Origin of the sequence: Microcoleus sp. FACHB-68 (assembly GCF_014695715.1) — a bacterium.
Classification (GTDB): Bacteria; Cyanobacteriota; Cyanobacteriia; order Cyanobacteriales; family Oscillatoriaceae; genus FACHB-68.
Map to the genome: position 1 here is coordinate 912,114 of NZ_JACJOT010000006.1, position 26,132 is coordinate 938,245.

At 46.5% G+C, this 26,132-nt stretch carries 23 protein-coding genes; 19 read left to right on the forward strand and 4 right to left on the reverse strand.

The genetic code is table 11. The features are described from left to right. Positions 1–543: 543 nt before the first annotated feature. Complete coding sequence (locus H6F73_RS08215) at positions 544–1,326, reverse strand: SDR family NAD(P)-dependent oxidoreductase (RefSeq protein WP_190758259.1); 783 nt, start codon at positions 1,324–1,326, stop codon at positions 544–546. 79 nt (positions 1,327–1,405) lie between these two features. Between H6F73_RS08215 and H6F73_RS08220 the strand changes: the two genes are divergently transcribed. Next, positions 1,406–2,536: a YhjD/YihY/BrkB family envelope integrity protein gene (locus tag H6F73_RS08220; protein ID WP_190758260.1), complete on the forward strand. Its 1,131-nt coding sequence runs from the start codon at positions 1,406–1,408 to the stop codon at positions 2,534–2,536. 34 nt (positions 2,537–2,570) lie between these two features. On the opposite strand, the gene H6F73_RS08225 is transcribed toward H6F73_RS08220, so the two are convergent. After that, positions 2,571–6,689: a non-ribosomal peptide synthetase gene (locus H6F73_RS08225; RefSeq protein WP_190758261.1), complete on the reverse strand. Its 4,119-nt coding sequence runs from the start codon at positions 6,687–6,689 to the stop codon at positions 2,571–2,573. A gap of 655 nt (positions 6,690–7,344) precedes the next feature. Between H6F73_RS08225 and H6F73_RS08230 the strand changes: the two genes are divergently transcribed. Then, a complete protein-coding gene (locus H6F73_RS08230; RefSeq protein WP_190758262.1) occupies positions 7,345–8,934 on the forward strand; it encodes a hypothetical protein in 1,590 nt (529 codons plus the stop codon). A 151-nt stretch (positions 8,935–9,085) separates the two neighbouring features. Here H6F73_RS08230 and cax read toward each other — a convergent pair whose 3' ends face one another. Continuing rightward, positions 9,086–10,183: a calcium/proton exchanger gene (gene cax, locus H6F73_RS08235; protein ID WP_190758263.1), complete on the reverse strand. Its 1,098-nt coding sequence runs from the start codon at positions 10,181–10,183 to the stop codon at positions 9,086–9,088. A 40-nt stretch (positions 10,184–10,223) separates the two neighbouring features. On the opposite strand from cax, the gene H6F73_RS08240 reads away from it, so the two are divergent. The 3 genes from H6F73_RS08240 to H6F73_RS08250 all read left to right on the forward strand — a co-directional run bounded on the left by H6F73_RS08240 (position 10,224) and on the right by H6F73_RS08250 (position 15,157). Then, complete coding sequence (locus H6F73_RS08240) at positions 10,224–10,547, forward strand: hypothetical protein (RefSeq protein ID WP_190758264.1); 324 nt, start codon at positions 10,224–10,226, stop codon at positions 10,545–10,547. 826 nt (positions 10,548–11,373) lie between these two features. Next, positions 11,374–14,496 carry an MFS transporter gene (locus H6F73_RS08245; RefSeq protein ID WP_190758265.1) on the forward strand — a complete coding sequence of 1,041 codons (3,123 nt, stop codon included), beginning with the start codon at positions 11,374–11,376 and terminating at the stop codon, positions 14,494–14,496. Positions 14,497–14,758: 262 nt separating this feature from the next. Continuing rightward, on the forward strand, positions 14,759–15,157 hold the full coding sequence (locus H6F73_RS08250; protein WP_190758266.1) for a DUF2294 domain-containing protein: 399 nt from the start codon (positions 14,759–14,761) through the stop codon (positions 15,155–15,157). Here the strand turns inward: H6F73_RS08250 and H6F73_RS08255 are convergent. Beyond that, the gene (locus H6F73_RS08255) at positions 15,154–15,579 is read right to left on the reverse strand and encodes a response regulator (protein WP_190758267.1); all 426 of its coding nucleotides are present in this window, start codon (positions 15,577–15,579) and stop codon (positions 15,154–15,156) included. The two genes, H6F73_RS08250 and H6F73_RS08255, sit on opposite strands and share 4 nt — an antisense overlap. Before the next feature lie 856 nt (positions 15,580–16,435). On the opposite strand from H6F73_RS08255, the gene H6F73_RS08260 reads away from it, so the two are divergent. The 14 genes from H6F73_RS08260 (at position 16,436) to H6F73_RS08325 (ending at position 26,095) form a co-directional block, all read left to right on the forward strand. Continuing rightward, positions 16,436–16,678: a GlsB/YeaQ/YmgE family stress response membrane protein gene (locus H6F73_RS08260; protein WP_190758268.1), complete on the forward strand. Its 243-nt coding sequence runs from the start codon at positions 16,436–16,438 to the stop codon at positions 16,676–16,678. A gap of 272 nt (positions 16,679–16,950) precedes the next feature. Continuing rightward, on the forward strand, positions 16,951–17,445 hold the full coding sequence (locus tag H6F73_RS08265) for a Dps family protein (protein WP_190758378.1): 495 nt from the start codon (positions 16,951–16,953) through the stop codon (positions 17,443–17,445). Between the two features lie 63 nt (positions 17,446–17,508). Further along, complete coding sequence (locus H6F73_RS26930; protein WP_347239504.1) at positions 17,509–17,643, forward strand: YqaE/Pmp3 family membrane protein; 135 nt, start codon at positions 17,509–17,511, stop codon at positions 17,641–17,643. 325 nt (positions 17,644–17,968) lie between these two features. Then, positions 17,969–18,478, forward strand: a complete 510-nt coding sequence (locus tag H6F73_RS08275; RefSeq protein WP_199330450.1) for a DUF2267 domain-containing protein — start codon at positions 17,969–17,971, stop codon at positions 18,476–18,478. A gap of 94 nt (positions 18,479–18,572) precedes the next feature. Further along, positions 18,573–18,839: a hypothetical protein gene (locus tag H6F73_RS08280; protein WP_190758270.1), complete on the forward strand. Its 267-nt coding sequence runs from the start codon at positions 18,573–18,575 to the stop codon at positions 18,837–18,839. Between the two features lie 196 nt (positions 18,840–19,035). Next, positions 19,036–19,578 (forward strand): DUF2231 domain-containing protein, encoded by a 543-nt coding sequence (locus H6F73_RS08285; RefSeq protein ID WP_190758271.1) that lies wholly within the window; start codon positions 19,036–19,038, stop codon positions 19,576–19,578. Positions 19,579–19,812: 234 nt separating this feature from the next. Then, positions 19,813–20,400: a hypothetical protein gene (locus H6F73_RS08290; protein WP_190758272.1), complete on the forward strand. Its 588-nt coding sequence runs from the start codon at positions 19,813–19,815 to the stop codon at positions 20,398–20,400. Between the two features lie 213 nt (positions 20,401–20,613). Beyond that, the gene (locus H6F73_RS08295) at positions 20,614–21,342 is read left to right on the forward strand and encodes a DUF3891 family protein (protein ID WP_190758273.1); all 729 of its coding nucleotides are present in this window, start codon (positions 20,614–20,616) and stop codon (positions 21,340–21,342) included. Positions 21,343–21,432: 90 nt separating this feature from the next. Next, positions 21,433–22,545 carry an S-(hydroxymethyl)glutathione dehydrogenase/class III alcohol dehydrogenase gene (locus H6F73_RS08300; RefSeq protein ID WP_190758274.1) on the forward strand — a complete coding sequence of 371 codons (1,113 nt, stop codon included), beginning with the start codon at positions 21,433–21,435 and terminating at the stop codon, positions 22,543–22,545. Positions 22,546–22,563: 18 nt separating this feature from the next. Further along, entirely contained in the window at positions 22,564–23,022 is a 459-nt protein-coding gene (locus H6F73_RS08305; protein WP_190758275.1) for an ester cyclase, read from the forward strand. Positions 23,023–23,087: 65 nt separating this feature from the next. Then, on the forward strand, positions 23,088–23,936 hold the full coding sequence (fghA, locus tag H6F73_RS08310) for an S-formylglutathione hydrolase (protein ID WP_190758276.1): 849 nt from the start codon (positions 23,088–23,090) through the stop codon (positions 23,934–23,936). A 101-nt stretch (positions 23,937–24,037) separates the two neighbouring features. Continuing rightward, positions 24,038–24,457 carry a hypothetical protein gene (locus H6F73_RS08315; RefSeq protein WP_190758277.1) on the forward strand — a complete coding sequence of 140 codons (420 nt, stop codon included), beginning with the start codon at positions 24,038–24,040 and terminating at the stop codon, positions 24,455–24,457. 83 nt (positions 24,458–24,540) lie between these two features. Continuing rightward, on the forward strand, positions 24,541–24,921 hold the full coding sequence (locus H6F73_RS08320; RefSeq protein ID WP_190758278.1) for a hypothetical protein: 381 nt from the start codon (positions 24,541–24,543) through the stop codon (positions 24,919–24,921). Positions 24,922–25,033: 112 nt separating this feature from the next. Further along, on the forward strand, positions 25,034–26,095 hold the full coding sequence (locus H6F73_RS08325) for a saccharopine dehydrogenase NADP-binding domain-containing protein (RefSeq protein ID WP_190758279.1): 1,062 nt from the start codon (positions 25,034–25,036) through the stop codon (positions 26,093–26,095). The last annotated feature ends 37 nt before the right edge of the window (positions 26,096–26,132 follow it).

Here is a 26,132-nt window from a genome sequence, read left to right on the forward strand (position 1 = left end):
GTTTCAGTAGCCAATATTACAAATTGTGAAGAGATTTTTATATTTCCGCAGAATGATTATCGGCCTCAGTGAATCCCTCAAAATAGCTGAATTCATATCGGCGGAAACAAAGTTGAACGATTAAGGAGCCGCGCCATTGAATTTAAGTTATGTGTTCCTAACAATGCAGCGCAGTTAATTGGCTCATTCTCCGACTGGAAAGAAATCTTGATAGAAAAAGGTGAGGATGGCTATTTTCGGACTCAGGCTGAGCTGGAAAATAGCATTGATCACGACAAATTCCGGGTTCAGCCCTAGAGTGCCTTTGTCCAAAGGAAAGCTGGGAGGGAATGAGCAGGCTTAATTTGGCAGCAGGCTGCGTGAATGGTAGGGAAGATTATTTAACCACAGATAAGAGCGCAGCGTGCCGTCAGGCATATACAGATGAGTGCAGCGGATATTTGAAAGGTTCAATTAAGCTTCGTGATTCTATGAGGGGAAAGCGATTACGCTGCTTTTCCCCACTGTGGGTATGAGAAAAAAAGATATTTTTAAAACCATCTTTTAGCCTAGTAGCAAAGATTGGCCACCATCGATCCACATTTCAGTGCCGGTGATGTGGCTGGAAGCTTCGGAGGCGAAGAATAGCACTAATTGTGCGACTTGTTCTGAGGTTCCTGGTTTGCCATCTGTTAGGGGAATTTGACCTTCGGGAAACTCCACCGGCTCTTTTACAGAGTCGATATTACGCTGCTGTGTATTTTGATCAATACTGGTGCTAATGGCACCCGGACAAATCACATTGACGCGAACTTGGTGTTCAGCCAGTTCGAGTGCAACCATTTTTGCAAAAGCGACTTGACCGGCTTTGGTGGAGGAATAAGCGGTTGCGCCAGTGTTGCTGAAGACGCGAGTGCCATTAATTGAAGAAGTGATGATAACAGAACCGCCTTGTTTTTTAAGATAAGGCACCGCATATTTAACCGTAAAAAATGTGCCGGTGAGGTTAATTTTAATCGTTTTTTCCCATTCTTCAGGTTTTAATTCTTCGATGGGTGCCCAAACACCATTAATGCCGGCATTTGCAAAAACAATATCGAGCCGGCCCCACTTCTCGGCAACTTGTTGATAAGCTTGTTGCATCTTATCGGCTTCCGAAATATCAGCAATCACCGGCATTGCTTCGCCGCCGCTTTGCTGAATCTGCTCAACCACTTCTTTCAATTCATCCTCTGTGCGCCCCAGCGCTGCCACCTTTGCGCCTTCTTTGGCGAGCAATTTTGCAGCGGCTTCACCAATCCCAGAGCCTGCGCCGGTAATGAGCGCTACTTTATCTGCGAGTTGCATACACTTTTTCTTCCTTTAGTTAGAAGAAACCTAACCCGTAAAAACGATAAACTTCATCCATCTAAAGGAGCAAAATGCCGTGAAAATTGACATAATCGGGCTGCTCAAACAAACCTTTGTGGAGTGGCAAGAAGATAAAGCGTCGCGGCTGGCGGCAGCGCTGTCTTATTACACCGCTTTTTCCCTTGCGCCGCTATTGATTATCGTCATTGCGATTGTCGCTTTGGTCTTTGGCCAAGATGCAGCGGAAGGTGAAATTGTCGGACAAATTAAAGGTTTGGTTGGCAAGGAGGGTGCAGAAGCAATCCAAACCATGATTAACAATTCCCGTAAGCCGACTGAAGGCACAATTGCCACGATTATCAGTGTGGCTATTCTATTATTTGGTGCCACCAACGTCTTCAACCAACTGCAGGAATCTCTCAACACCATTTGGGAAGTTGCACCGAAGCCAGGGCGAGGCGTTAAAGGCATTATAAAAGACCGTTTTCCATCCTTCGCAATGGTACTGGGAATTGGGTTTTTACTGCTGGTTTCACTGGTTGTCAGCGCTGGACTTACGGCACTCAGTAATTATTTAGGTCATCTTGTACCCAACCTCAGTGTTGTGTGGCGAGTGGTTAACTTTCTGTTTTCCTTCGGTGTTATCACACTGCTGTTTGCGATGATTTACAGAGTCTTGCCAGACGCTAAAATTGCCTGGGGTGATGTTTGGATTGGGGCAGCGATCACTTCTCTGCTATTTACAATAGGTAAATCTTTAATTGGGTTGTATTTAGGAAATAGCAGCGTCGGTTCAACTTATGGGGCAGCCGGCTCGTTTGTTGTGCTGCTACTGTGGGTTAATTATTCCGCGCAAATTCTATTTTTTGGTGCTGAATTTACGCAGGTTTATGCAAATAAATACGGCTCCAGAATTGTGCCAAGTAAAAATGCTTTGCCCCTCACGGAAAAGGCTAGAGCCGGCGAAGGAATTCCCCGCACAAGTTATATGGAGATAGCTAGCGCCCAAGACGATGAGAAGCAAGCTGCCCATAAAAACCGAGGTGCCGGCGAGAACCGAGTTTCCAGAGAAGAAACTGATGATACGCCTGAGTATCAGCCGGTGAAGAAAAAGCCCCCACATCCGGCAGCCATTGCCCTGAGTGTGATGATTGGTGCTTATCGCAGCGGGACGAAGCTGTTGGGAATCAACAAAAATCGCCGGTAAGAGAAATCTGACAAAGGTAAAGGAAAGTTTTTAGTTATTTATTAAAGTAACCCCCAATTTGTTCGGCTAACATCTGAACATTGGGGGTTTTCATCATTTCTAGATGGTTGCCGGCAACTAAATGAATGTCTGTTCCCGACTCCGTTAGCTCACTCCATCCCATCGTTGGATCTTGACTGTCTGCGTTTGCCTGTTCGCAACTTTTGAACAGAGTAATTCGGTTGGGGTAAGTTTTAGGAGTATAGCTGAGAGTGGCTTGACTGTTCGCCTGAAATACACGGAACATTGAGCGAATGGTGAGTTCATTTACCCTTCTCAATTTAGCCTCTTGCGGCATTAAATTGACCATGACAGCCCTTTTTAAAATTAGCTTCCATGAGCCACGATTTTTGCGTTGAAAAATCTTACTTAAATGAGTTTTTTGCTTCTCAGAAACGCTCGTCAAGTACAAGTAGTCCAGAATAAATGGCCAAATAGAGCGCCTAACCGTATTAAAGAGAAATTTGCAACCATTCCAGAAAGAAAATTTGTTACCGGCAACAGGTGCAGCCGTATCTAGCAAAGCGAGTAAACCGACTTCCTCTCCTGCTTTTTGCAGTTGTTGCGCCATCTCAAACGCAACCAATCCGCCAAAAGACCAACCTCCTAGGAAATAAGGGCCATTTGGCTGCACCTCACGTAATGCTTTGATGTAGTAAGCCGCCATTTCTTCGATGCGAGTTAAAGGAGATTGTTCCCCATCAATTCCGAGTGGTTGCAGTCCGTAAAATGGTTGATTTTCCCCTAAACAATAAGCTAATTCATAATAAGGAAACACCACCCCAAAAATAGGATGAACGCAGAAAAAAGGCGGATTAGAACCTTTGGGTTGAATCGGAACTAAGGGCGACCATTTGAGAGAGTTTGTTTGTGTAGATAAAGTATTGGCTAAACTTTCTATGGTAGGCGATAAGAAAAGGGAGGATAGGGGTAATTCTCGATTAAACTGTGTTTGAATTTGTTCTAGGAGACGAATCGCTAGCAGTGAATCTCCTCCCAAATCGAAGAAGCTATCGCCAACACTCACCTGCTCAAGATTAAGAACTTCAGCCCAGATTTTTGCTAATTTTGACTCGGTTGGGGTGCGAGGAGAAATAAAGGTTTTTTGGTGTTGAAGGCGAGTTAAAGCATTGGGTGCCGGCAAAGCACGACGATCTACTTTGCCGTTGGGAGTGGCCGGCAGAGAATCTAGAATTACATACTCTGAAGGCACCATATGTTTTGGCAATTTATCTTTGAGAAATTGCCGCAGAGTATTGATCAGGGATGAGGGTTCAGAAATTGGGTGAGCCGGCACGAGATAAGCCACAATCCGCTTATTAACAGAAATATCTTCTAAAGCGATGACAACTGCTTTTTGAATCGCTGAATATTGATTAATAACGGCTTCAATTTCTCCTAATTCTATGCGAAAACCACGTATTTTAACTTGTTGATCGATGCGGCCTAAAAATTCAATTTTGCCCTCGGGTAAATAACGCGCTAAATCACCTGTTTTATACAGCCTAGAAGGTTTAATCGATGAAATTTTCCCTTTTTTCCCCGCTTCCATAAAGGGGTTAGGAATAAACCTTTCTGCCGTTAATTCAGGCCGGCAAAGGTAGCCTCGCGCCAACCCATCACCGGCAATGTACAATTCGCCGGTAATGCCAATCGGTGCCGGCTGTAAATTTCGGTCTAATATATAAACTTGAGTGTTCAGAATTGGACGACCAATCGACGGTTTTTTGCGCTCATCACTAATTTCTGCAAGGGTTGCCCAAACCGTGGTTTCAGTTGGCCCGTAAGCATTAAAAAATCGACGACCGGCAGCCCAGCGCTTTACAATATTTTGAGGGCAAGATTCGCCGGCACAAATAATTGTTTGTAATGCCGGAAGTTTTTCTGCCGGCAACACGGCTAGCGCTGCCGGTGGCAGGGTAATGTGAGTTATTGCTTGTTTTTGTAATAGCTGAATTAAAGGTTGTCCAGGTAAAAGAGATTCTTTTTTGGCTAGATATAAAGTTGCCCCGGCTTGCAGCGCCATGACAATCTCAAAAATTGAAGCATCAAAACTCAAAGAGGCAAATTGCAAAACGCGGTGACTTGGCTTTAAATTAAATGCATCAATTTGAGATTCTGCCATGTTGCACAGTCCTCGATGTTCGACTAAAACACCTTTTGGCTTTCCTGTCGATCCAGAGGTGTAGATCACATAAGCGAGGTTGCCGGTTGTGACGTTGCTTGATGGATTTTCTTTGCTTTGTCGGGCGATATTATTTCTATCTTTATCCCAATAAATGATAGACAATTCATGCTGTTGATTTTCCCTATTTCCCAAAGAAACCGGGGTTGAAATTGAATCAGTTATCAAGATAGATACCTGAGCATCCTCTAACATGAAATTTAGGCGATCTTGAGGATAACTGGGATCTAACGGCAGGTAAGCGCCACCGGCTTTGAAGATCCCCAGCAGCGTCACAATCATTTCGATAGAACGTTCTAGGCAAATGCCAACTAAAACCTCTGGCTTTACCCCCATTTTTTGCAAGTAATGGGCAAGTTGATTGGCTCGCTCATTGAGTTCGTGATAGGTTAAACTTTGATTTTCAAAAACAACCGCGACTGCCTCTGGTGATTGTTTTACTTGCCCTTCAAATAAGTGGTGAAAGCATTCCTGATTTTTGAATATATTTTGATTAAAATATCCAAAAATTTGGTTTTTTTCTGGCGCAGTTAAAATTTGCAAATAACCGATACGCTGTTCGGGATCGATAATAATATTTTCTAAAACAACTTGAAAATGTCCCAGCATTCGGCTAATTGTTGTCGCCTCGAATAAATCCGTGCTGTACACCACTTGCCCTTTCAAACCTTCCAAATCTTGCCAGAGGTGGAATTCTAAATCTAATTTTGCGGTGCCTGGGTCAAATTCAAATAATTTTAGGTTTAATCCGGGCAATTCTAGCGCTTCTACTGGAGTATTTTGCAGGGAAAAAGCAATTTGAAATAAAGGATTTCGGCTTAAATCTCGCTCTGGATGCAGTTCTTCAACTAATTTTTCAAAGGGCAAATCTTGATGGGCGTAGGCTCCGAGTGCAACCTCTTTAACCCGACTCAGTAATTCTAGAAACGTTGGATTGCCTGACAGATTAGTTCGCAATACTAAACTATTGACAAAAAAACCAATAAGTGATTCAATCTCGCTGCGGTTGCGACCGGCAATTGGTGATCCAACGGCAATATCTTCAGTGCCGGTGTAGCGGTAAAGCAATGTCTGAAATGCGGCAAGCAAGGTAATGAATAAAGTCACGCCTTGCCGGCTGCTCAATGCCTCTAGCGCCTCACTCAATGCCGGCGGCAACACCCACAATTGTTTTGCCCCTCGGTAAGTGGGAACGGCAGGTCTTGGTCGATCTGTGGGTAAATTCAGCACCCCTATCCCGTCTAGCTGCCGCCGCCAGTAAGCTAGCTGGGTTTCCTGCACAGATTCGCGCAACCATTCGCGCTGCCACTCCGCAAAATCGGCATACTGAATGGGGAGTTCTGGTAAAGCTGGGGAATGGCTCAATTCTGCGTCTTTAGCCGCAAAAGCTGAATAAAGCGTCCCGATTTCTCGAATCAGCACCCCCATTGACCAACCATCGGCAACAATGTGATGTAAATTCAGCATCAGCAAGGATTCTGCGGCATCCATTTGTAGCAGCGTCACGCGGATTAAAGGGCCGGCTGTTAAATTAAACGGACGCTCAAACTCTGCTTTCACCCTTCGCTGCGCTGCTGTTTCGCGTTCAGTTGCCGGCAAATGCTGTAACGGTGCGATCGCTATGGATACGTTCAAGCAAGGGGCGATCGCTTGCATGGGTTGCCCCTCAATCGTGATAAACGTTGTGCGTAAAGTTTCATGCCGGCGCACAATTTCGTTAAAAGTCTGCTGTAGCGCCGCTAAATCAAGAGTGCCGGTGAGACGCAGCGCACATCCCACATTATAAAAAGGGTTGCCGGGAACCAGCCGGTGCAGAAACCACAGCCGCTGTTGAGCGAAGGATGCTGGAAAAACAAAGACTTCTTCTTGATCGGTATTGACTTCTGTCTCATCAGCCGTGAAGTGGTTACCGGCAAGGTTCTGGGTCATGTTTGGGAATCTCTCACTCTCAGAAATGGTAAGGCGTATCAAACACTATTTAGTTTCGACTATGTACAAGTTTTGTGTTGCACCCGTCCTGTTAAGTCCGCTTATCTCTTTCGCCAAATTTGCGGCTAGTAAGGAAATTAACTGCTTCACAATCTTTAACATTTGCAATAGGGAAATAGATGTAGCTCAGCTTACATTCAAATTCTTTAGCAAGCTTTCTCAAAAGGTAGCGCGGCAGAAACATTATAAACCGGCTCCTTGCCCATCCGTTCACTCAACCTTAGATTTACGACTACAGGCTAAGTCGTTGCAAAGGGATCTCTCTCTCTAGAGCGGTGCGCGTCTTCACCGGCAATTGTTACATTGAGAGTAGTGAAAAAGCAACACCCGATTGGTGCTGCCCCACTGAAGATTATAGCTGTACAGCGCAGTAAATCGGCTTCAGATGTTAGGAAGGGTGTGACAAAAAATTAACGACAGCGGATTGAGAAATTTTGCCACTTCCGTCATTGCAAGAAGTAATTTATCAAGCAAACTACAAATTCTCATCTTTCCTAGCGAATGATCTGAAGTCAGAAAAATCAATCTCTTTAAAAGGGATTTGAAATATAAGCTTCTAAGAGCCACAAACCAATTTAGACAGGAACCCAGTGTTATGAATGAGAACAAGAATCCTTTTGAAATCAACGACCTTACTGATCCCATGATCTTGCAACCTGAAGCTCAAAGAAGTGACGAAATCATTGTTTTGAGCGAAAGCAAAGAGATTTCTAACCAGCAAAACGAAAAAGAGATTTCTAACCAACAAAACGAAACCGAGCAACCCCAGACCGGGGGTGGGATTAATGCAGTCGGCGCAACTATTGGCGCGACTGCCGGTGGTGTTGCCGGTGCAACCATTGGCCGTTTAGTCGGTGGTAGAGCTGGTGCTGCGCTTGGTGCAATTGCCGGCGCTGTTGCCGGTGGATTCGCAGGGAATGAAGCAGCCGAAGGTTTGAGCCACACCGTTGAAGAAGTTGTAGATGTCGTTAAAGACGTTGCTCAAGGTGTGACTCACCAGGTTGAAGATATCGGGGGTGCCGCAAAAGGTGTGATTGAGGAAGTCAAGCCCTCTGTTAAAAACATTGCCGAATCCGTTCAGCATACCGTTGAAGATGTCAGACCGGCAGTAAAAGACATTGCCAACTCTGTTCACGATACCGTTGAGGATGTCAGACCCTCTGTTAGAGGCATTGCCGAATCCGTTCAGCATACCGTTGAGGATGTCAGACCCTCTGTTAAAGGCATTGCCGAATCCGTTAAGGATACCGTTAACGATGTCAGACCGGCTGTCTCAGACGCAGCAAACACCATGAAAGAAGCGGTTGCAGAGGTTAAACCGTCTGTGATCAATGCCGCGCACTCTGTGAGCAATGCGGTCGATGAAGTTAAACCTTCTGTTGTCGATGCCGTTAAGGATAGCGCCAGCAGCGTCAAATCTTCGGTTCGCGGTGTGGCAAACTCTGTCAGCAATGCGGCTGAAGAAGTCAAACCCTCTGTCGTCGATGCCGTTAAAGGTAGCGCCCAAGAAATTCAGTCTTCTGTTCGCGGTGTAGCGCACTCCGTCACAGATACGGCAGAACAAGTCAAACCCTCGGTTGTTGATGCCGTTAAAGGTAGCGCAGAAGAAGTGAAGTCTTCCGTCAAAGGTGTGGCGCACTCCGTCAGCGATACGGCAGAACAAGTCAAACCCTCGGTTGTCGATACCGTTAAAGGTACGGCTGAAGATGTGAAGTCTTCTGTCAAAGGCACAGGCAACGCCATTAAAGGTGCCGCGCAGGATGTTGAGTCATCAACCCATCAAGCTGCTGATAAAATCAAGCAGTCTGAGGCTGACACCGTGAAGCTGCATGATGAGCGACGTGCGCCTGCGATTCCCCCCAGCATTACGAGTGACATGGGAATGGGAATGCCGGTTGAAAGCCAGATCCCGCCGGCTCCAATGCCACCCGTTCAAGAGCAGGTAGTGGATCATCCGCGCTATGTAACGCCTCCAGTGCCCCCCATGCGTCCTAGCGACATCAAACTCTCTGCCAGTACGCCTGAAATTCCTGAGCCGGCAGCCGATCGTGATTCCCTAAATGTTCGCAAAGAAGTCGAAATCGACAACATTCTGGAAGCTGACGAACCGATCGGTCGGGAACGCTTAGCGCGTGAGATTCCCCCCAAGAACATTAACAACAAGAAAACGAAAAGACCCCAATAACTTTGTTTGAAGTTACTGGGTGGCGTCAAGCTCCCACTTAGCAAGTCACAAAGGGTAGGTTAATGATTAACCTACCCTTTTTTTTGTCTATTTAAAACATCAAAAATGGGGCAGATCATAGCCGATCCCAAAGGCCACTAGCGATTCTCTATTAAGCAGGATGAAAATAGAACGCCGCACCTAAAACAATGTAGGTAGCCAGTAACAGTGCCCCCTCCAACCAATTAGAGCGTCCATCCAGACTAATTAAATTAGCAATGGCAACGGCAATCGCAACAGCTATAACCTCAAACGGATTGAAATTTAAATCCATTGGTTGACCAATGGCAATTCCAATTAACACTAAAAGCGGAGCCACAAATAAAGCCACGAGCAAGCTTGATCCCATCGCCACAGAAACCGAGAGATCCATGTTATTTTTGATGGCAACGCTCACGGCTGTAACATATTCTGCCGCACCGCCAACCAGAGGCAAAAGAATCACGCCGGTGAAAAGAGGGGTTAATCCCAGTCCTTTTGTTGCTTCTTCCACCACTCCGACAAAAATCTCTGACTCGAAAGCAACGGCTACTGTAGAAATCACTAAAACCCCAACCCAAAGCCACAAATTAGGCTTGTGAGTAGCTGCCTCTCCTTCAGAATCGCTTGGCGTTTCTCCCTCTAATTCAGCGACTCCCACATCGTAAAGATAGCTGTGAGTTTTTAATGAAAATAGCAACGTTAAAGCGTAAACCGCAATTAACACGATCGCCACGGTAATTGAGAGATTGCGAATTGCCCCTTCTCCGACACCAGACGACGTATAAATCACCGTTGTGGGCAACACAATAGCCGTGACAGCTAGCGTCATAGAAGAACCACTAACTCGCGCTACAATGGGTTGAAATTCTTGTTCCTTAAAGCGCAACCCACCCAATAGCATGGAAAGCCCCATGACTAAAAGCAAATTACTGATAATCGTTCCCGTAATACTGGCTTTAACAATGTCAATCAAGCCGGCTTTAAGGGCAACTAAGGCAATAATTAGCTCAGTGGCGTTCCCAAAAACTGCATTTAACAATCCACCAATTGAAGGGCCGGTAACAACGGCGACTTCTTCAGTGGCTGTGCTTAGCCATATCGCCAGGGGGATAATCGCTAACGCTGAGGTAATGAAGACTGTGAGCGTTCCCCAGTGTAAATATTCAGCCGCAATTGAAACCGGCACGAAGATTAACAGGACGTAAGAAATAATTTTCTTAATGGACATAAAGCCTATCGGAAAAGTTCTCTAGTCAATCATATAAGACTTGATCCGATTTTGCGGTCACAGTTCCATCGGTTTAAAGCAATTCAATCTAAAATATAAAACTGAAAACTCTCTTTTTCCCACATCCCACATTGCTGAAGGGATCGCCCGGAACCAAGCGACACCTCTAAACCGGCTTCCCCACACCGGCACACTCCCAAACCTTCGGACGGCTGAAGTGCGATCGCACAAGAGTTGCCCTACGTCTGCCACCCTCGACACAGTCGGCAGCCGAACTGAACCCAATTCCCGCCGGCTAAAGGTTCATCCACATTACCGGCTGTCTACTGTCCCCTTCCAGATGTCACACGCTCAGCGTCCCTAATGCCGGATAAAAACCCTGATCACCTCGCCTCAGACCCTCTAGAGAGCCATCTGGTTGAATACTCCACTTAATTTCTGCCCACAGGCAGATGTGCGACCTCAGCACAAAACCTTTAATTAACCTAAGGCAAAGTGTACGGGAGAAACCGATGGGTGGGTTAAAAAGATTATTTGGCTTAGAGAAACCTCACAGCGAGCAAAGCTCAAAGCAATCCCAACACATCCTTAACTGAACATTCAGTTTCTCTACAGCCGGTTTCCATTCAAACCGCTTCATGTCCCACCATCGCAGCGATTCCTTTAGAAAGAAAAGAAATTGTAAGCATCGCATCGCTGAGGAAAAGATTATGGAATAGTTAAATTTATAAAATTTAGAAGATAACGCTTAAAAATACAATGAGACTGAGCTTAATCAGTCAGTAAATTGGAGATGAGTTGCCACATATAAAATTTTTATTTAAAAAAAAAGGGCTAGCTTGTCGAGCAATCTCCATGATTATTTTGCAAATGAAAAAGAAGTAAATTGCCGGCAAATTTTAACAGCAGGCCGGCTTCAAAAATTTAGAATCAAAAATATAGAAAATTTTGGTAAAGTTAGAAGTGCTGAGCTTTATATTTATAATCAGCCAGACAAAATCAGGCAACAATCCATAAATTTCTAGATGTTCAGCCAGTGTGGAAGGCATCTGCAAACACTCAAGAATGCAGGGACGCATAAGCCGGCAGCATCAGAAAAAGGAAGCGTCGCTTTCTGGCTCAATCCCGTACTTTAACGGGTATGTTTATGAGAAGCGAGGAAGACAGGTTCTTGGAACGAGGAAAAGATCATGTTTGAAAGTAAAGAAATAATGCTGGGGTTAGCCAAATGGCAATTTTGGCTAGCTCAAATGCCGGTAGATCAAACCGTTGACACACCAGAAGAAGCATCAGTCTTGTTTTCTGGGCCGCAATTTTTTGTCGCCTTAATTTCTGGCGTCGTGCTCGCCTTTGCCTTCCAATTACTGTTCACAAATTTAACAGTCGCCGCCGGCATCTCCTACTTAGGCCATCAATCAGACTCAGACGATTCTAATAACCGGGAATCTAGCAGTCTGGGCGGCACCATTAACAAAATTGGCAAAACCCTAGGGATTGTTACCCTAATCACAGTCACCATTGCCCTATTCTTTGCCTCTTTGCTGGCAGTTAAACTCAGCCTGATCAGTAGCGCCGGCTTAGGAGCGATCGTTGGCTTAGTCATCTGGGGCACCTACTTCTCCCTGCTGGTTTGGGTAAGTTCTACCACCGTCGGTTCGTTAATTGGCTCAATCGTCAATACCGCAACCTCCGGCTTTCAATCCATTGTGGGAACCGCCGCTGCTGCCTTTGGTGCAAAAGCCACCAGCAATCAAATCGTCTCCACCGCCGAAGCCGCCGCTGCTGCCGTGCGTCGCGAGTTGGGTTCTGGGTTTGATCCCACCTCACTTCGAGAAACTGTAGAAGACTATCTCGGAGCACTGAAGCCACCGGATCTCGACATTGCATCGATGCGGCAGGAATTTGAAAAACTGCTCAACGATCCGCAACTAAGAGAACTCGCCAGCACCACTGGTGGAGTTCCCAGTATTGACCGGCAGAAATTTGTCGATATCGTCAGTGCTCGCAGCGACTTATCAAAACGCGATGTTAACCGCATCGTCGATCAGCTAGAAAATGCTTGGAAGCAAGTAGCCGGCCAAGTTCAGCAGCCGACAAACGGCATCGCCGATCTGGTTGACTACCTCAAATCTGCTAACCCAGCGGATCTGATCTCCGATAAACTCGCTCAAAGACTCGATGGACTCCTCGGCGAACTTCGCAAGGGCCGGCAAGCGGAAAACCCCAGCATGGCCAATCAGGCACTAACCTTGGGCTTCAACAGTCTGATGGGAGTGATTTTAGGCCGGACAGACCTCTCTGATTTAGATGCCCAAAGCATCTTAAATAAACTCAAATCCGCCCAAGAAAAAGTCAGCGATCAAGCGGGGAAAGTTGCCACGCAGGTGAAAGAGCAAACCCCACTCGTGCCCTACAGCACCATCCGCGCCGATGCGGAAAACTACCTTCTCAACACCCACTCCTGGCAAATGAACTCGCAAACCATACAGCGCGACTTCAGGGATGTGCTGTATGATCCAGACGCCGATCCGGCAACCGTTCGCCGGGAATTACAAAGCTTGAACCGGCCTTATTTTGTAGAAATTCTCTCCAACAGGGGCGTATTTACCCAAGCTAAAATCCAAGAACTGGCCAACGAACTCGAAGCCGTTCGGGTTGACATTATCCGCGAAGTCGCCGCCTCTGAAGAGCGAGAAAAAACCGAACAGTTGGTGCAGCGCGTGGAAGATTATGTGCGCTTCACCGGCAAAGAAAACTTAACCGCTGCTGGAATTGATCGAGACTTTAAAGCAGTCCTGGAAGATTCCGATGCCTCTATTGAACAGTTAAGCGAACGCTTCAAGCGCCTTGATCGCAAAGCCTTTGTGCAAATGCTGCTCAAGCGTCAAGACCTTAACCGGGAAGAAGCCGAGCAAATTCTGCTGCAACTCGAAGCCACCCGTGATCGTTCCCTCACCAATGCTCAAGAATTAGCTGAACAAGCCAACGCCCAATTAGTGGAAGTGCGGCAAAACCTTGAGTCTTACCTGCGTTCCACCGGCAAAGCCGAACTCAACCCGGAAGGCATCAAACGGGATCTGCAAACCCTGCTAGAGAACCCCCAAGCAGGAATGTGGGCGCTGCGTGCACGCTTATCTCACTTTGACCGCGACACTTTGGTGCAGTTGCTTTCCCAGCGCCAAGACCTCAATGAGGATGAAGTGAACCGCGTCATCGATCAGGTGGAATCAAGTTGGAATAGCGTCGTCTATGCACCCAAGGCACTTGCCGGTAAAGCCAAGGAACAGTACGACCAAGCCACCAATGCAATTGCAGAGTACCTGCGGAGCACCGGCAAGTCAGAACTCAACCCCGAAGGCATTCAGCGGGATATCAATAAACTGCTCAACGATCCCAAAGCCGGTGCAATGGCCCTGCGCGAGCGCTTGGCCCAGATGGATCGCGACACCCTCGTTAAGCTGCTGTCTCAGCGGCAAGACTTGAGCGAGGCGCAAGTCAATCAGGTGATTGACAGTGTCCAAGATACCGTTCGTAACATTCTTCGCGCACCCCGCCGCGTGGCTACGCGAGTTCAGCGACAAGCACAGGATTTTCAGGGCACTCTGGAAGATTACCTGCGGAACACCGGCAAGGAAGAACTCAACCCGGAAGCCATCAAGCGCGACCTCAATCTGTTGCTACACGACCCCAAAGTCGGTGCCTACAGTCTCGGCGAACGCCTCTCCCAGTTTGATCGTTCTACGATCGTCGCACTTCTGGCCCAGCGGCCCGATATTTCCGAGGCAGAAGCCAACCGCATTGTGGATCAAATCTTCTCGGTGCGCGAGCAGTTTATGCAGCAAATTCAGAAAATCCAAGATAGCATCCAAGGTGTTGTTGACAGCATCTTGAATCGAATTCGGGATTATCTGAATTCTCTAAACCGGCCTGAACTCAACTATGAGGGCATCCGACGGGACGTTCGCAAGTTGTTTTATGACCCGGAAGCTGGGTTTGATGCCTTGCGTGATCGCCTCGGCCACTTCAATCGGGATACCTTAGTGGCAATTCTCAGTTCCCGTGAGGATATTTCTGAAGCTGACGCCAACCGGCTCATCGATCAAATTGAAGGGGCGCGAAATAACGTGCTGCAACGGGCTGAAGGTATCCAAATGGAAACTCAGCGTCGCTTGGAGGACGTGAAGCGTCAGGCGCAACGGCAAGCGGAAGAAACCCGCAAAGCTGCTGAAACAGCGTCTTGGTGGCTGTTTTTCACGGCCCTGATTTCTGCTATTGCCTCGGCAGGTGCCGGTGCTTTAGCGGTTGCCGGTTAAAAATGTCAAGCGTAAAGGGAGTTTTGCGACTGAGGAGTGAAGGGCTGGAATGAGTAGCGAAACCTTGAAGCGTCCACCTGGGCCTTCACTCCTCGATTCCTAAATCCTTCTCCCTTTGCGCCCGACAGCGTTTAGCCTATCCCTAAAAATCTTGCTGCTCTTGGTGATACCACCTTGAGTGGCATCTTGTTGTAATCTGTATATCAGTATTGCCATGACCTCAAACTATAAGAAGCACAGCTTCCGCTTTTCTGAGCCACCTATGTCTGACGACACCCAAGCCCCTACGCGAGGACAGTTAGAACGCCTTCTTTCACAGCGCATTCAAGCTCTGTACCGCACTCACTTGGAACATAAGCCTAGTAAAATTGACTGTCAAATTAATGAAGACAAAATTATTATTGTTTTAAACGATTCTTTTACGAAGGCGGAAAAGTTATTGGCTGAAAACGGTCAGGAGGGATTAGCCGAGCAGGTACATGCGGAGTTAGATGAGGTAATTTTACCGCTGCTTAAAGCTTTAATAGAAGAAGTTCTAGAAATTTCTGTACTCGACTTGCTGAGCAATGCAAAATTAAAAACAGGGCGCAGTGGAACCATTGCTTTGCTAGCTTCTACGCCCCAATTTCGCGCTCCCGCCTCTGCACGATCAGCCGATTAAGAAAGAACGGCTATCGAGATGTGCCGGCACAAAATTTCTTCTAAGGCATCCAGCATAAAAGGCTTGCTGATATAGTCCGTGCAGCCGGCTGCTAAAAAGCGCTGGCGATCTTCTTCTCTGGCTAAGGCGGTGACGGCAATAATTGGAATATTTTTTGTGTGTTGATTGGCTTTAAGTTGATAAACAAACTCGATGCCATCGGCATCTGGCAGCAGCATATCCAGTAAAATCATATCGGGAAGGTGAGTTACCGCTAAAGCCATACCCGTGCCAGCGTTTTCTGCACCCATAAAAGCGCAATTAAACAGCTCAATAATTTGGCTCATTAGCAGCAAGTTGTCTTCGTCGTCATCCACCGTCAAAACTAATGGACGCGTCCCAAGCAGTTGCTGAGTATTTGTACCGACTGATTCTAGTACCATAGTCTTTTGCGGGAAAATCATAGACGAATCAGGCCATCCTTTCAAGATTTCCAGGACGAGGCATTCCCCAAGCGGCTAAGCGGCACTTGTTACAGATTGGCTCGTTTTCTACCTCACTAGGTTGATAGTCCTTTCTAACGTTGAAGTTGGAGCTTGGGAAAGAACCACTCAAGCTAGTTAGAGGGTACTTTTAGATTTTACCTTATCTTTAGATTCTTGAAAGAAGCGTCAAGTACGGCTTTCCCCTGAGGGGGTTGCCCCCTTTTTTTGAAAAATTGCCTTACATTGTAATAATAAATTACTTAAGTTCTACTGATTTTAGCTGAAGGGGTAAGGTTCTGGCATTCCGGCACGCGATCCCCCCACAGGATGATAGACTTTTGAGAGGCCCTGTCCGTCACTTCCCCCTCAAGAGGGATTCCAATCACGATATTTTTTCACTGTAATAGTAGGTAAGTGATTGGCTAAAAAAGTCTGGGGCTAAATTTTTGAGGGCCATCAAAATCTAGCAAGCGCGGGTAAAAATTTTTTCGCACAAATCTTGTTTCTGCGCTGCCAGTCAAACGTTTTTTAAATGAATTATAAAGAATTTAAGGGAAGTCGAGCCGGCGCTAAAAAACAGAGAAACCGAAATCCTAGCCGGCTGAGCGTTAAAACTGGAGCTACAAAACGCCAAAAATATTCAAGTTCAATGCCTCAGTAGGGCAAGGTGCAGATGCACGGGTGGGTTTTCCTCATCTTAAAAATTATGGATTCACCTGATAAACTGCAAATAATTTCAGTGAGGTGCCGGCTAGTGCGTTGAGCCAAACTTCACAGCGTTAATCTCTTAACACATCCAAAGGTCATTAAAAGTATGATGTTACTGTTATTGCCGATTATTGGAATTGTTGCCGGCTGGCTGCCCAGCTATTTTACAAAAGCACACAAATTTGGTTTACCGGCCAACATCGCGCTAGGCGTGTGGGGTTCTATTGTAGGGCACCTGGTGTTCGATTTACTGGGGTTATCGTCCTACAGCCTCATCGGTTCTTTGGTGGTCGCTTTAGCCGGCGCAGTTGCCGGCCAATCCTTAGCAATTTTAATTGAAATCGCCTAAAATTTTGAGTTTTTCAAGGTTGTAGGGGCAACGATTAAGGGTAAAGCCGGTTGCCGGTAAACCACCTCAGCTCTCCTCTTCTGTGAACGGATAACTGCAATTCGCTTGTTGATTTTCTATCTTGAGTTATAAGCCAAAAGAAAGGTTTTTTTCTCTGCTATTTAATTGCTTAATAGCTAAGAGATAATAACTAACAACAAGACCGTGTAATCTTTTCCGTTTCATCTTCATAGCAATAAAAGCTCAAAGGAGGTTAACCCGTGTTTTCTAAGCTGAGGAATACGCCCCAACCAAATCTTGATATTAATATCGGAATTGACCCTGAAAGTCGCCAAGAAATTGCCGCCGGCTTATCGCGTGTTTTGGCCGACACCTACACCCTTTATCTAAAAACCCATAACTTTTACTGGAACGTCACCGGGCCGATGTTGCCACCCCTGCTTCAGATGTTTGAGACGCAATATAGCGAACTCGCCACAGCAGTCGATGAAATTGCAGGGCGAATTCGCGCCTTAGGCTTTCCTGTGCCCGGAACCTATCGAGAATTTGCTCGCCTCAGTATGATCCCCGCCACCGAAGGCGTCCCTTCTGCCGAACACATGATGCGTGAATTGCTAGAAGGGAATGAAGCAGTTGTGCGTACAGCCCGCTCGGCTGTAGCGATGGTGGAACGCGGCTATGATGAATCCACCCTTGACTTGCTAACCAAACGAATGCAAGTCCATGAAAAAAATGCTTGGATGCTGCGAAGTATGCTAACAGAGTGATCGGCATCGGGCTGATTTTCTGAAAAAAAGACTTGTATAACCGGCATCGGCGCAATTGCTGCCATTTTTCTTCCCTCTCTTGGCGTGTTGTTGGAATTGAGGGGAGGTAGAAATTTTTGTTTAAAAAATATCCTTTCGACTGTTTGCGGTTACTTCCCTGGACGGATTCATCATTTGGGAATCGTTGGTAAAAATTAAGTACAGGCTCAGCTAAAACGAAATCATCGCTTAGCTGTAGCGAGCTACCCCCACAAATGGGACAGACGGCGGCGATCGCGGCACTTCAGACGTATATGCGGATTGAAAAGCTCCACTCAGGAAATCTCTGTGAAGCCAGGAAATGCGCCAGCACGCTGCGGAGTTGGCGACGAAGCCGCTTAGAAAGAAACGAGTCAGCTAATTTAACTGAGCTTAACCGAAACATGAGATTGAGACTGAGTTAACAGATGAGCTTTACTCAAGTCTTGAACCGCTGCCGGCTTTGATGGCATTTAAAAGCAAATTCACAGAAAAAGGAGAAAACATGAGCGACAAATTGACGACCGATCCGCAAAAAACGACCAGGCACGAGACAAAAGCCGATGTGCCGGCAGAACATCAATCCTTCCTAGAAAAAGTAATGGCTGGGGCTGGTCTTGAAGATATCTTTGATGCCAGAGACATTACGGAAATTGTGTTCCGAACCATGCGCGACATGATGACAACCGAAGCCTCAGACCGAGTCGCCAGTGAACTGCACGAAGAGGCGGAGCAGACTAAAGATAAAGCGCTGCAAAACGAAGTCGCTGACCTCTGGAAAGATACCAACCCAATTGTCGCCTTCCTCAGCCGAGTTCGCCCTGCATTAGAAATCAAACCAGAGACTTTTATCCGTCGCATTCGTGAAGAAGGTGGCTTGCAAGGTGACGTAGCACCCGAAACCGCAATCAAGGCTGTCTTTTCCGCAACAAAAGACGAATTATCACCCGAAAGAATTCAAGAAATTGCCAACATTTTACCCGGTGAGATCCGGCAAATGTGGGATCAAGCTTAAATAACTCCCGAAGCTATTAGCTGTTAGTTCACCCCCTAATGGCTAATTGCCCAGGATTGCGTAATTTTGAAATTAACAAGTTTAAGAGGGCGTTATGTCTGAACACAACAAACAAGATACTCACCGCAGTGCAAATCCAGGCGATCGCATTGATGAATCGAAGTCTCTTGAAGAAAAGAAACAGCAACTAGCAGTAGATTCTCCCGATATCACCGGCGACCATATTGAAGTTCCCACTTACTTCATCGTAGAAGAGGCGGACGGGCAAGAGAAAGCACTCCATCACGTCAAAGATGCTGAAGAAATTTCTGATGTAATTCGGCAAGCTCGTGTTGATGAAAATGGCAATCGAGTCTGGTGATTAACCTCCCAGATCCCTTCCCTTCTAATAGAGATAGCTTAATGACTTATCTCTATTAGGGATGGAATACAGATAGACCTTTTTCTCTAAATTTATTAAGATTGTTTTCAACAATCTCCACCCTAGCTCATTCAGTTTGCGTAAGCTTCTGAGTTTAGCTAGTTCACTTTTTGTTTGGCTTTTATTGGTAGAAATCATGGAAACTTCTGAACGCAATACAGCCCCTTATCCCAATATCCCACCCGTCATTGAAACGCATGATAGCGAATATAATGACACGGGCATTCCCAGTACGGTTGCGATTGCTGGACATCCGCTCCATCCCGCTATTGTTCTCTTCCCGATCGCGTTTCTCGTTGGGGCGCTGGGAAGCGATCTGGGTTACTGGTTAACAAATGACCCCTTCTGGGCAAGAGCTTCTTTTTGGCTAATTGGTGTAGGCTTTGCCGCCGGAATTTTAGCAGCAATCACCGGCTTTCTAGACTTCTTTAAAATTAAAAGAGTTCGGGATCGCAGCGCCGGCTGGATTCACATGGCCTGCAACGTTGTGGTTATGGTGTTATCGCTCGTTAGCTTGGTGCTGCGTATGGGCGACCCAGTTGGTCCAATTATCCCTTGGGGTCTAGGGATCTCAGTGGTTGTGGCAACATTGTTGGGCATTAGCGGCTGGTTTGGCGGCGAACTGAGTTTCCGGCACAAAATTGGCGTGATTGGAAAGAGTCGGGAACATCACTCCTAATTGACAAGAGGGAGAGCATCCGATTTTTTTAAACTTGTTGGGCGGGCATCTTGCCCGCTTGCCATAATTTCAGGAATTAAGAGGCTTCCACTGCGATATTTTAACCAATCTGAATAATTCTTCATTTTTTCTTCTTTCTCATTCTGTGGGCTGATGCCCCTGAGTGCCCATCAATTTAATAATTAAATTAGATAAAAAGTAATTAAGCATAAAGATCAATTTTTACAGGAGGTAATGATTAATTACCAAAAACAGCAGTTCAAAAAAAATATTGGCTTAGTGGGGGCAGTTTGTGCCGGCTTGATGCTGGGCGTCGCAGCCATTCCTAGCGCAAGTGTGGCACAGCGAACCTCCCCGCTCAATCCCAACCCAAGTATTTTCAATGAACCTCAATTTAGAAACCGGCAGCGCAACCGTCCGATGAACCCTCAGATGGCTCCCGCTGAGCAGCCGGCGGTGCAGCCGCAGCAAACGACAGTCCCACTGCCAGAACAGCAAAGATCCCCAATGGCTCGGATCGAGCCGGTGAATGGTCAAGTCAAGATTAAACTGATGAATGTCACAGGAGATCCCGTGACTTATCAGGTGATTGGAGATACCCAACAGCGAGTGCTCTCCAGCCAGTCTGAAATTACCCTAAGCGATTTAAAAGCACCTGTCACCCTTACCTTCCAACGCCCAAATGGGGCGCTCATCCAAGTGATGCCAGAAGTTGCTTCTGAACCGGGTGTGCTGGAAATCACTTTAGATTCAACCACCGATTTAGGGGCTGACAAAAGCGCCTTAAGGGTAGAAGAAAGTGGCTTGATTTTTGTGAATTAAAAGTCGCTGTTGAAGGATGAAGGGTGAAATTTCATTCTTCATCTTGCTTAGACAACACTGGCTCAAGCGGGTGCCGGCATCAGATAAATTGAACCCATTTTGGTTTATCATAATAAACGGACAAAAAACTCCGACCCTCGTGTTGTTTTTTGTCCGTTTAGCATGAGTGCATAAAAATCCAACAAAATCCCAAAGAGGAGAGAAGAATTAGTCGTGATCGTTAACCTTGTTGAAAATGGTTGGGAAGTCATTTACCATCGCGCCCACGCTTTGTTAGCCGCTCAATTAGCGGGACAGTGGAAAAAATCCGAATCTCCCCCTCGCTTGTACGAAACAATTGCCGCTATTTCCCATCATGACGATCTTGAACGCGAATGGGAAGGCAACCAACTTACCGAAGCCGGTGCACCTTTAGACTTTACCCTCGATAAAAAAACGTCTCTTCCAAAACTGAGAGAACTCACAACAAATTCTCGATATCGGGGGCGGTGGGTGGCAATGCTAATTTCCATGCACACCAGCTTTTTAAATGAAGGCAAACGCGGCGAGTCAGAAGAACTCGATCAATTTCTTGATGAGCAACTAGAAAACCAAAAGAAATGGCGGAAAGAGTTAAAAATTACCAAAAAAGAAGCTGAAGAAGCTTATGCCTTTTTTCAATGGTGCGATCGTCTCTCCCTAATTCTTTGTATGGGTAACTTACCAGCCGGCCAGCGATTTCTAGAAATTAGTAAAGGGCCAGATGGAGAGCGCTACGATATTTTGGAAAGAAGTGATGGACTCGTTACTGTTAAACCCTGGCCTTTTGACGCAGAGAAATTTACCGTCAATGTTGAAGCGTCTTCCCTTAATCAAATAAAATTCGACAGTAACGACGAACTCAAAGAAGCCTTGCAAACAGCTCCAATTAAAACTTTAGAATGGACATTTGTGAAGTCATAACCGTTTAAAATTAACTTCATTCTCCCTAATCCTATAATTCTATAATCCCGGTTTCTAGCCCACTCGGATTAATTGCCCTCGGAGTTAACTATGGATGTAAAAGCAGCAGTCGCCTTTGAAGCCGGTAAGCCTTTAAGCCTGGAAACCGTTAAACTAGAACCTCCCAAAGCTGGGGAAGTGCTCGTTGAAATCAAAGCCAGCGGCATCTGCCACACCGACGCATACACCCTCTCCGGTGCCGATCCTGAGGGGCTGTTTCCGGCGATTTTGGGACATGAGGGGGCGGGAGTTGTGGTGGAGGTGGGGAAAAATGTCACCAGTCTTAAACCGGGGGATCACGTCATTCCCCTCTATACCCCAGAGTGCCGGCAATGTGAATATTGTTTAAGTAGAAAAACAAATCTTTGTCAAGCGATTCGTTTAACCCAAGGCAAAGGGTTAATGCCGGATGGCAGCAGCCGGTTTTCTCTGGACGGACAGATGTTGCATCACTACATGGGAACATCGACCTTTGCTAACTATACCGTTTTGCCAGAAATCGCGGTAGCAAAAATTCGAGAAGACGCGCCTTTTGAGAAGGTTTGTTACATTGGCTGCGGCGTAACAACCGGCATTGGTGCAGTTATTTATACAGCCAAAGTAGAACCGGGATCGAAAGTCATTGTTTTTGGATTGGGTGGCATTGGTTTAAATGTCATTCAAGGCGCAAAAATGGTGGGTGCAGATATGATTGTGGGCGTTGATCTCAATCCTGAAAAACGTGCAATTGCTGAAAAATTCGGCATGACTCACTTTGTCAATCCCAAAGAAGTTGAGGGAGATTTAGTTCCCTGTTTGGTTGATTTAACTAAAGGCGGCGCGGATTACACGTTTGAGTGTATCGGCAATGTTAAAGTCATGCGGCAAGCTTTGGAATGCTGCCATAAAGGTTGGGGCGTGAGTGTGATTATTGGCGTTGCCGGTGCCGGCCAAGAAATTAGCACTCGTCCTTTTCAGTTAGTAACCGGGCGCGTTTGGAAAGGTTCGGCTTTTGGCGGTGCCAGAGGTCGCACGGATGTGCCTAAAATTGTTGACTGGTACATGGAAGGCAAAATTAATATTGATGACTTGATTACCCATGTCATGCCGGTTGATAAAATTAATGAAGGCTTTGAGTTGATGCACAAAGGTGAATCAATTCGCAGTGTTGTTACTTTCTCCTAATTAAGCAGGAAGGCTATAATGTCGAGCCAAGCTAATATTGAACTCGCCCGCCGGTTTATTGATGAACTTTGGAATCAGCGAAAATATGAAGTTGCCGACGAGCTTTTTTCTGAAGATTTTGTCACCCACTCGATTAGCAATGAACCGGCTGCTTGGGAGGGGAAAGGGCCAGAAAGTATGAAAAATCATATCAAGCACTGGTTAGTTGCGGTGCCGGATATGCAATTCACCGCCCATCATGTTATTGCTGATGAAGGGCACTTTGTGATTCACTGGAGTGCTGCCGGCACCAATTTAAGTCCGTTTATGGGAATTCCCGCAACCGGAAAACCTGTTAACTTATTGGGAATGACAATTTATCATGTTAAGGATGGAAAGATTGCCTTAAATCAGACAATTGTGGATAGCCTGGGATTCTTGCAGCAATTGGAAGCATTGCCAGATAATGCCACAATTCTTTCGCAAGCGCGAGAATGAAAATTGCCTGAAGTCAAATCGCAATTTTTTCCTCACAAATCAAATAACTTAACCTTCAAAAGCGAATGCCTGCCTCTCTTAATCTGATCAGCGAAAACCTTTGTTTCGGCGGAAGCGTTAACTTTTACAGCCACGAATCAGAAAGCTGTAAGGGTGAAATGCGATTTTCAATTTACTTGCCGCCTCAAGCCAAATCAAAGCCGGTGCCGGTGCTTTATTTCCTATCAGGTTTAACCTGTACGGAAGAGAACTTTATGGCAAAAGCCGGCGCACAGAAATATGCAGCCGAACATGGTTTAATGCTGGTTGTCCCGGATACCAGCCCACGCAACACCGGCATCCCCGGAGAAGATGATCAATATGATTTAGGCAGCGGCGCTGGCTTTTATCTCGATGCCACAGCCGAACCGTGGCGAGATCGCTACCAAATGTATAGCTATGTCGTTCGTGAATTGCCGGCACTCATTGCGGAAAATTTCCCAATAAAACCAGATAAACAAGGCATTTTTGGTCATTCAATGGGCGGGCATGGGGCGTTAGTTTGTGCTTTGAGAAACCCCGATCTCTACAAATCAGTTTCAGCCTTTGCGCCGATTGCCGCACCCATAAACTCTGAGTGGGGGCAAAAAGTTTTCACCCATTATTTAGGCAACGACAGGGAAAGCTGGCTTGCCTATGATGCCACTCAATTGGTAAAAAAAGCCGGTTTTCATAGCCCCATTCTTATCGATCAAGGCACCGCCGATCCGTATCTAGCGGGGCAATTGCTACCCCAAGTATTTGAGCAAGCTTGCAAAGAAGCCGGTCAACCTGTGACGTTGCGGATGCAAGAAGGTTACAATCACGGTTATTACTTTGTTGCCAGTTTTATTGAAGATCACATTCGCCATCACGCCGCCGCTTTATGCGGATAAGTTTACCAACTTCGGGGTATTTGAAAAGATTTGTAATAGCCATCCAGGATTCCAATTGCCAGTGCTAGAATGAACCTCAACTTCAAGCCGTGAAGGAAACAATGAAAAAGACCTTGGCAAGTTTGGGATTGATTTTCGCGGGTTTAGCAAGCTTCGTAGGGGGAAAAGCTGCGAGTGCTTTCCCGTTACAGGAAGGTGTTTACAGAGTTGGATCTCGATATATTCAGATCGCCCAACAAAATGAGCGAATTTGCTTTAATGGATTTTCAATGAGGGGGGGAACCATTGCTTCTGTTGAACCTCATCCAGATCGTCTTGACTTTTATATTATTAACGGACTGGATAATACGGTTTTAACACAGCAAGATATTGATACTTTACTCATTGGCCCTATCAATCGCTTGCTCAAGTATCCTGCGGATTACGAGTTTCCTAGAAGCTTAGGTGAGGATCTTCAAGAATGTCTGGATTCTACGGAACCATTCTACAAACAAATCTCTGGCGGGCGGGGTAGCCGGTAGAAAAGATTTAAACGTCTTATTTTGACACCGGCACCCCGATCAAAATCGCTATCATGTCAGTGTAGAGAAAAGTTGCACTCGCCATGCTAAAAATTCCTGCGAGGCTCAAAAAATTTGTAGCGATGGGATTGGCGCTATTGTTGGGATTGGTTATCCTGCAAACATTTAAGCCGGCTCAAGCTCAATCGGGTGCCGATGCCCGCGTTTCTCGCCTAGAGTCAGAAGTGTATAACCTAAGAGCGCAAATTAGCCGGCTGGAATCCCAAGTTTATCGCCTAAATAACCGCGCCGGTTCCTCCGCATCGACCTCAACCACACGAGAAATTGAACCCGAACCTGAATATATTCCGCCCCGTGCCGTCCCAGATCCAATGTTTAGCCGGCTTGCAACCTTAGTCATTGAACTCAAAGAACGCATTGATGGAATTGACGCTCGACTTACGGATGTAGAAAACAACCAATAACATCAAATTTTTCATTATTTATCCATCAAAATTATCTGTGTTTATCTGTGTCCATCTGTGGTTAAAAAAACCTCCAAAACCTTTTTAACCGGCCCCTTATCCCTAGGCATTAATGACAGATTCATCAAACTTTATCATCTACGGTGCAACCGGCTACACCGGCACCCTCATCGCTCGATTAGCAGTTGAGCGCGGACTGCGCCCAATTTTAGCTTCACGTAGTGGCGAGAAAGTCAAGCAACTCGCAACAGAACTCGGATTAGAGCATCGCGCCTTTTCCCTGGAAGATGAAGCCGCTATCGATACTGCTTTAACGGATATGGCAGTCGTGCTGAACTGTGCCGGCCCGTTCTCAAAAACCTACCAGCCGATGAGCGCAGGTTGTCTCCGGACAAACACACATTATTTGGATATCACCGGCGAAATAGCAGTTTTCGAGGCGGCGGCAGCACAAGATACAGGGGCGAAGGCGGCAGGCGTGATGCTGCTTCCCGGTGTTGGGTTCGATGTCGTCCCCTCCGACTGCCTCGCGGCGCACCTGAAGCAACGCCTGCCGGATGCAACCCATTTGGCGTTAGCGATACAACTGCTGAGCCGGCCTTCACGGGGAACCGCAACCACAATGGTCGAAGGACAGGCAAAAGGGGGATTCATTAGACGTGCTGGGGCGATTTCCCCAGTTCCCGCCGGCTGGAAAACGCGCACCATCGACTTCGGACGCGGTGCGGCGGAAGCAACCACGATTCCTTGGGGAGACGTGTCCACCGCCTATTACAGCACCGGCATCCCCAACATCGAAGTGTATGCGGCTTTAGGGGAATCGATGCGATGGGCAGCAGTTGCAACCCGTTATCTGGGATGGCTTCTAGGCTTGCCGGTAGTTCAAGATTTCCAAAAAAGCCTGATTCAGAAAATGCCTGCCGGTCCCACCGATGAAGAACGAAAACAAGGAATCAGTTTGCTGTGGGGAGAGGTGGAAAACAGTTCGGGCACCAAATGTGTCAGCCGGTTGCAATGTCCTGAAGGCTATACCCTGACTGCATTAACCGCCTTGGCAGTTGTTGAAAAAGTGTTGGCGGGACAAGTGAAAGCCGGCTTCCAGACGCCCTCTTTAGCCTATGGCGCAGATTTGATCATGGAAATTGAAGGAGTTGTGCGCGAAGATATAAATTGACAGCAGGGTTGATTTCCTTGTTATTGTGTCAAAAGAC

What these genes read in the sequence shown, in the direction of transcription:
- H6F73_RS08215 (WP_190758259.1), bottom strand. Translation starts at nt 1,326, where the DNA reads ATGCAACTCGCAGATAAAGTAGCGCTCATTACCGGCGCAGGCTCTGGG.
- H6F73_RS08225 (WP_190758261.1), bottom strand. Translation starts at nt 6,689, where the DNA reads ATGACCCAGAACCTTGCCGGTAACCACTTCACGGCTGATGAGACAGAA.
- H6F73_RS08230 (WP_190758262.1), top strand. Translation starts at nt 7,345, where the DNA reads ATGAATGAGAACAAGAATCCTTTTGAAATCAACGACCTTACTGATCCC.
- cax (WP_190758263.1), bottom strand. Translation starts at nt 10,183, where the DNA reads ATGTCCATTAAGAAAATTATTTCTTACGTCCTGTTAATCTTCGTGCCG.
- H6F73_RS08245 (WP_190758265.1), top strand. Translation starts at nt 11,374, where the DNA reads ATGTTTGAAAGTAAAGAAATAATGCTGGGGTTAGCCAAATGGCAATTT.
- H6F73_RS08250 (WP_190758266.1), top strand. Translation starts at nt 14,759, where the DNA reads ATGTCTGACGACACCCAAGCCCCTACGCGAGGACAGTTAGAACGCCTT.
- H6F73_RS08255 (WP_190758267.1), bottom strand. Translation starts at nt 15,579, where the DNA reads ATGGTACTAGAATCAGTCGGTACAAATACTCAGCAACTGCTTGGGACG.
- H6F73_RS08260 (WP_190758268.1), top strand. Translation starts at nt 16,436, where the DNA reads ATGATGTTACTGTTATTGCCGATTATTGGAATTGTTGCCGGCTGGCTG.
- H6F73_RS08275 (WP_199330450.1), top strand. Translation starts at nt 17,969, where the DNA reads ATGAGCGACAAATTGACGACCGATCCGCAAAAAACGACCAGGCACGAG.
- H6F73_RS08280 (WP_190758270.1), top strand. Translation starts at nt 18,573, where the DNA reads ATGTCTGAACACAACAAACAAGATACTCACCGCAGTGCAAATCCAGGC.
- H6F73_RS08285 (WP_190758271.1), top strand. Translation starts at nt 19,036, where the DNA reads ATGGAAACTTCTGAACGCAATACAGCCCCTTATCCCAATATCCCACCC.
- H6F73_RS08290 (WP_190758272.1), top strand. Translation starts at nt 19,813, where the DNA reads ATGATTAATTACCAAAAACAGCAGTTCAAAAAAAATATTGGCTTAGTG.
- H6F73_RS08300 (WP_190758274.1), top strand. Translation starts at nt 21,433, where the DNA reads ATGGATGTAAAAGCAGCAGTCGCCTTTGAAGCCGGTAAGCCTTTAAGC.
- H6F73_RS08305 (WP_190758275.1), top strand. Translation starts at nt 22,564, where the DNA reads ATGTCGAGCCAAGCTAATATTGAACTCGCCCGCCGGTTTATTGATGAA.
- fghA (WP_190758276.1), top strand. Translation starts at nt 23,088, where the DNA reads ATGCCTGCCTCTCTTAATCTGATCAGCGAAAACCTTTGTTTCGGCGGA.
- H6F73_RS08315 (WP_190758277.1), top strand. Translation starts at nt 24,038, where the DNA reads ATGAAAAAGACCTTGGCAAGTTTGGGATTGATTTTCGCGGGTTTAGCA.
- H6F73_RS08320 (WP_190758278.1), top strand. Translation starts at nt 24,541, where the DNA reads ATGCTAAAAATTCCTGCGAGGCTCAAAAAATTTGTAGCGATGGGATTG.
- H6F73_RS08325 (WP_190758279.1), top strand. Translation starts at nt 25,034, where the DNA reads ATGACAGATTCATCAAACTTTATCATCTACGGTGCAACCGGCTACACC.